Here is a 3,257-nt window from a genome sequence, read left to right as displayed (position 1 = left end):
CCCCGAACCGTCTCCGCCACCAGTGAGCCAACCTGAACCTTCCACATCAGCTGACTCAGCTTCACGATGGATTCTTCAATTGGGTAGTTTTTCGGTAGAAGCCAATGCAACCAGCCTGAAAAAGCAGTTGGAAGATATTGGATATAAACCGATGATTGAACAAACCCGGTCAGGAGAGACTGTAATCTACCGTGTCAGGCTTCAACCAGATGCTGATAGAGCTACTTTGGAACGAACCGCGGCTTCAATTCGTGAACAATTGAATTTGAATACCCAGATATTTCCTTATCCATGATGAATTCTTTGGTCATCTTTTTGTAATCGGATAAGCGTAAATATATTGGGTTAGCTTTCGCAATTCTGATAAAATTCTCTTTTTAACACGCTGCTCGATGCGGAGTCATAATGAACTGGGTAGATTATTTAATAATCGGCATTATTTTGATTTCGTCGGGCATCAGTATCGTTCGTGGATTTATAAAAGAAGTACTTTCATTAATCAGCTGGATAGTGGCGATTTGGGTCGCCTTTATGTTTTATGCAAATTTCGCCAGCTTGTTAACGCCCTATATCGATACAGTTACCATACGTTTATTTATCGCTTTTTTTGTCTTATTTGTTGTCACATTAATACTCGGTGCCCTGGTTAATCATTTGATTTCACAATTGGTTGAAAAAACAGGGCTTAGCGGTACAGACCGGGCACTCGGGGTGATTTTCGGTATTCTTAGAGGTGTTGCAATCGTTACACTTTTGGTGTTGGTTGCAGGTGTAACACCCATGCCATCAGATAGTTGGTGGCAAAACTCATTATTGTTACAACACTTTGAAGATCTGGCGGTTTGGGTCAAGCAGCTGTTACCGGCTGATGTTGCTGAACACGTTAACTTCAACTAATCCTGACAGGGTGTTTTTATGTGTGGAATTATTGGTATCGTTGGTCATTCAGAAGTCAATCAAGCGTTATATGATGGTCTGACAGTTCAACAACATCGTGGTCAGGATGCTGCGGGCATTATGACTTGTGACCAAACCGGACGGTTTTATCTTCGTAAGGATAATGGCCTGGTAAAAGATGTGTTTCATACGCGTCATATGATTCGGCTTAAAGGCTCGATGGGAATAGGACATATTCGTTATCCGACCGCGGGATGCTCCAACTCAGCTGAGTCCCAACCTTTTTATGTCAATTCACCTTTTGGTATCGCACTGGCACACAATGGCAACCTGACCAATACGCAGCTCTTATCTGATCAGTTATTTAAAAGCGATCGTCGGCACCTGAATACCGGCTCCGACTCGGAAGTTTTACTGAATGTACTGGCTCATGAGTTACAGACTTCTGGAAAACTCAAACCACAACCAGAAGATATTTTCAACGCTGTTGTCGAAGTTCATAAACGCTGTAAAGGGGCATATGCTGCCGTCGCCATGATTGCCGGTGTCGGTATGCTGGCGTTTCGTGATCCTTACGGTATTCGTCCTGCGGTTATCGGCAAACGTGAGACCGAGCAAGGCACCGAATATGTTGTGGCTTCTGAAAGCGTTGTCATGGATACGCTGGATTTTGAATTTATGCGTGATGTGCAGCCGGGCGAATGCATCTTTATTGATATGGAAGGCCGTTTCCATAATAAGCAATGTGCCGAAAATCCAATTAAATCACCTTGTATATTTGAATATGTATACTTTGCTCGCCCTGATTCAATGATGGATGGTATTTCGGTACATAAAAGCCGCATGCGTATGGGAACCAAACTGGCGGATAAAATTAAACGCGAATTTCCTGACCATGATATTGATGTGGTGATCCCCATCCCCGACACCAGCCGCAGTGCTGCATTACAACTGTCTTATGATTTAGGCGTGGTATACCGCGAAGGTTTTATTAAAAATCGTTATATTGGCCGCACCTTTATTATGCCAGGTCAACAACAGCGCAAAAAATCGGTTCGGCAGAAATTGAACGCAATCGATCTGGAGTTCCGCGATAAAAATGTTCTGCTGGTTGATGACTCAATTGTTCGTGGTACTACTTCTCAGCAAATCGTGCAAATGGCCCGGGATGCAGGCGCTAAAAAAGTCTACCTGGCATCCGCAGCGCCACCGGTTCGTTTCCCTAATGTGTATGGTATAGATATGCCATCACCATCTGAATTTGTCGCGCACAATCGTAACGTCCAACAAATTGCCGAAGAGCTGGGTGTGGATTGGTTAATTTATCAGGATTTGAAAGATCTGGTCGAAGCCATTAACAAGAAAAGTGATGTTGAACGTTTTGATACCTCATGCTTTGATGGCGATTACATTACCGGTGATATTGATGAGACCTACTTGTACTATATTGATGCGCTGCGTAATGACATGTCAAAACAGAGTGCTGAAGAAGGTAACGTGACCATTGAGCTGCATAATGACGTTTAAAGTCATCGTCCATCGCAACAATTCTAAAAGTTCACTTCCTGCTGAATTCGGCAGGAATAAACAGCTTTTTGCTGTTTGATACCAATTCTTATATAATCCCGTCGATTATGCATCAGCAATTGCCAAAAGAGTTAGATCCGTTTCGTTTTGCTCATAGCGGTTTACAGATAGCGGGCGAAATCCCGGTCAGTAAAATGTCGCGTTTGAGTGAAATGCTTTATGACGATTCGGGGACGGTGAAAGTCGATATGCTGTTTGATATTGATACGACCGGCACACCTTTTATGCGTGGGCAATTTGCTGTAACAGTCAAACTGCTATGTGAACGTTGTATGGAGCCTATGGCCCATACAATGGATATAGTCACAAAGCTGGCATTGGTACGACACGAAGGAAAGATTGAAGGACTGGCTGAACAATATGAGCCTTGGATCTTGAATGATGCAAAACAAGTTGATCCGGCACAGATTGTGGAAGATGAGTTGATACTCGCTTTGCCAATCGTGCCAAAACATGATTATCCATGTTTGCCTGAAGAATTATGGCAAGCGGGGGAAGAAGAAATTGAGGCTGAGAAACCGGTCTCACCATTTGCAGTGTTATCTGCATTGAAATCGAAAAAGTAATTTATTTTGGGTTTAGGAGTTTAAGCCATGGCTGTTCAAAAGAGTAAAAAGAGTCCTTCACGTCGCGGNNACTTCAGGTGAATTACACCGTCGTCATCATGTAACCGCTGACGGTTACTATCGTGGCCGTAAAGTCATCGCTGACAAGAGTGAATAAGGCTTAACAGAAATTGACTTTAACAATTTCGATCGACGCTATGGGCGGGG

4 protein-coding genes and 1 pseudogene are annotated in these 3,257 nt (G+C 43.4%); all 5 read left to right on the top strand.

From position 1 onward, the window contains the following. Positions 1-295: SPOR domain-containing protein (locus B3O33_RS06250; RefSeq protein WP_292363202.1), on the top strand; the 295-nt coding region annotated here is incomplete at its 5' end. 110 nt (positions 296-405) lie between these two features. Beyond that, complete coding sequence (locus B3O33_RS06245) at positions 406-897, top strand: CvpA family protein (RefSeq protein WP_292359383.1); 492 nt, start codon at positions 406-408, stop codon at positions 895-897. Positions 898-915: 18 nt separating this feature from the next. Beyond that, positions 916-2,424: an amidophosphoribosyltransferase gene (purF, locus tag B3O33_RS06240; RefSeq protein ID WP_292359384.1), complete on the top strand. Its 1,509-nt coding sequence runs from the start codon at positions 916-918 to the stop codon at positions 2,422-2,424. A gap of 119 nt (positions 2,425-2,543) precedes the next feature. Further along, positions 2,544-3,050 (top strand): YceD family protein, encoded by a 507-nt coding sequence (locus B3O33_RS06235; protein WP_292359385.1) that lies wholly within the window; start codon positions 2,544-2,546, stop codon positions 3,048-3,050. A gap of 52 nt (positions 3,051-3,102) precedes the next feature. Continuing rightward, positions 3,103-3,207, top strand: a pseudogene (rpmF, locus tag B3O33_RS06230) (50S ribosomal protein L32); the annotation flags it as partial. Positions 3,208-3,257: the final 50 nt, after the last annotated feature.

Origin of the sequence: Methylophaga sp. UBA1464 (genome assembly GCF_002325665.1) — a bacterium.
GTDB lineage: Bacteria > Pseudomonadota > Gammaproteobacteria > Nitrosococcales > Methylophagaceae > Methylophaga.
The sequence above is the reverse complement of the archived record's forward strand: the minus strand, read 5'-3'. Positions and strand labels throughout refer to the sequence as shown.